Genomic DNA, 2,591 nt, shown 5'->3' with positions numbered 1-2,591 from the left:
CGACAGGGGCATTTGATGAAACTCGGCTAAAGGTGCCCACAAGGTGCCGTCGAGATAGACATGCCGGAAGTTCTGGGACTGGAATGCCCACCAGAAATTAGTGGCAGGACCGACAGGGACGGTGATCGCGTGTCCTTCGTTGAACTGGTCATGCCTTATTCATACCGGAAAACGCAAGGGCGCCTGAGGATCCTGCAAAGGGTCTGCGCCAACCGGGGTGCCCTGCTCTGTCGTAGCAGCGGGCTCGAATCGTCAACGGTTCCTGATGGCGCCGTCGGCGGACGGCAGGTAGATTGACCGCCAGGTGACAATGGGCGTGGTGGTGGGGGGATCTTCGTTGCAGCTGGTGGCGTACATCAATGGTGAGCGAGTCGATGCGACTGAGATGGCTCATCGGCCGTGGCGTGATCTGGTGAAACATCCGCGCTATGCGGAGCTGGTGCTGATTGAATGCGGGCTGCGGGCCAAACGGGTGACCTCCCACATGGGCCGCCAGTACTTCGCCCATTACCCGAGCCTTGAGTGCCCCGTCGTGCACAAGTCGGAGTCGCCCCAGCACCTGGCCATGAAGCAGGCGCTGAAGGACAGGATCAACGCGGCCCCGGGGTGGACCGCGGAGGTGGAGGCCGCTCATCCCGAGCGGGCCTGGACTGCCGACGTCTTGGCCACTAACACGGACGGCCGGCGGCTTGCGTTCGAAGTCCAGCTCTCGCAGCAGACCGAGGAAGAGTTCGTGCGCCGGTCCCAGCGTTACGTGGACGATCGCATCGGCCCGGTGTGGGTTGTCCCCAAAGACTTCGATTGGTTCCGGGTGCAGCTGCCGATGATCGTAACGGGCTTCGGCAAGGCCAGCGACCTGCCCGGGAATCCTGCTGAATTGATGGAGCTGCTCGACCACCAGCCGCTCATCGGAAAGATGGCCCGGTCCGGGGCGATAGTGGACGCGGTCCTGCAACCAAGATTCAAGTGGCCTCACGGGACGCCACGGCACCAGTGGGACACCATCCAGCGACTGGAGGCTGAGCGCGCCGAAGCCGCGGAGGCCGCCAGGGTGAAGGCTGCTCAGGAGGCCAAAGCGAGACAGCTCGTGGGCCAGGAGGAGGTGGAACGCAAGGTGGAAAGGGACTTGCTGTTCGCGGTTCAAGCTGTGGCACCGGACGTCGGGGCTGTACCCGCAGTTAGGGCGGGGATGAATGTGTGGGCGAGCATCGTCAGCTGTTCTGGCTCCGGCCACCCTTTCCTCATCTGGCGGCTGCTGGAGCCGCCGGCGAGGATTGATCTTCGCCCATACCGGCCGGGCCCTGAAAGCCTGGACCGTGTCCTTGTCCCGGTCGAGGCCTGGCTTCAGGCCGCTGGCGGCTCGCTGGTCCGAGGCAAATTGGTCACCGTGAACCGACCCGGTAAGCCTCTGGGGTTCGCATGCCCTACATGCAACGACCTGGTCCAGGGGCGGTGGGTGTCTTCGATACCAAATTCGAAGTGGTCAGCAATTGCCGAACGTAGCCAGGCGGAGGTTGACGTTCCCAAGCCGCCGGAACCGGGCGCGCGCCCTGGGCCGCCAAGGGAGCAAACCTTCAGGCCTCAGACGGTGCACCGGCCGGCGCGCATTGAGGAAGGCCACCCGGAGTTCATCGGCCCGCGGCCCCGGGCCCTCTGGATGTCTGAGGCCAGGGACGCGACCGAGATCGCCGCACGCCAGGCGGCCAAAGATGCCAGGGCGGCACGACTGCGGGAGATCAGCGAGAACCCACGCTACATCGGCAGCGCCAACGGATTCAGGTTCCAGTGCAGTGACTGCGGCGGAACTTTCGAAGACGACAACGAGGGCATCCACGCGAACGCCAAGTGTCTGGCGCGTGGCGGCAGCAACCCGGCTGGCAGTTGGCGATGACGGGCGGTCGTGAAAGGGTCGCACCCATGAAGCCGATCATCCTGCTCGACCTCGACGGCGTTCACAACCCGGCACGCTAAGTGCTGTTCCTTGACGAGGCTGTCAAGGCTAACACCCTGCGCTAGTCCAAGCCCAGACCTGGGCCAAGCCACTGTTAGGCTCCCTGTGTGAGTAAGAGCAGCCCCGGTCCTCGTCAATACACCAGTGCCACTGTGCGTGCGCTCTACGCCCTTTCAGGGACGACGTGCTACTACCCCGACTGCCCACGCTCGGTGGTCACCTTCATCGATGATGAGCCTTTTACTGAGGTTCAAATTGCACACATCCGAGCTGCAAGCCCGGACGGTCCTCGCTATGACCCAAACATGACGGATGACGAGCGCAGAGCCTTTGCAAACCTGATCCTGCTTTGTAAGCCTCACCATGACCTCGTAGACAAGCGCCACCCGGACCGCTACTCCGTCGAGACACTGGTGGAGTGGAAGTCCGAGCGGGAAGGCTCCATGGGCATCGAGCGGCAGAATCTGTCCGGCATCGATGAAGACGCCCTGATTGACGCCATACTAACAGCCATCTCAGCCGCCCCACCTCAACGCACGGTGGTAGCAGAATTGGGGTTGGGTTATTTTGGGGCGCAGGGCTTGGTGGAGTTCCCGACCGCCACAGCTAAAAAATTCATTGGTATCGAGCAGTACAACAA

1 protein-coding gene and 1 pseudogene are annotated in these 2,591 nt (G+C 62.8%); both read left to right on the top strand.

The annotated features are described in order from the left end of the window. Positions 1–310: 310 nt before the first annotated feature. Positions 311–1,891: a competence protein CoiA gene (locus LQV45_RS25215; RefSeq protein ID WP_230009364.1), complete on the top strand. Its 1,581-nt coding sequence runs from the start codon at positions 311–313 to the stop codon at positions 1,889–1,891. Positions 1,892–2,163: 272 nt separating this feature from the next. Then, positions 2,164–2,591: pseudogene (locus LQV45_RS25210) on the top strand (hypothetical protein); the annotation flags it as partial.

The sequence above is a fragment of the Microbacterium sp. Bi128 genome, assembly GCF_918698205.1.
The sequence above is the reverse complement of the archived record's forward strand: the minus strand, read 5'-3'. Positions and strand labels throughout refer to the sequence as shown.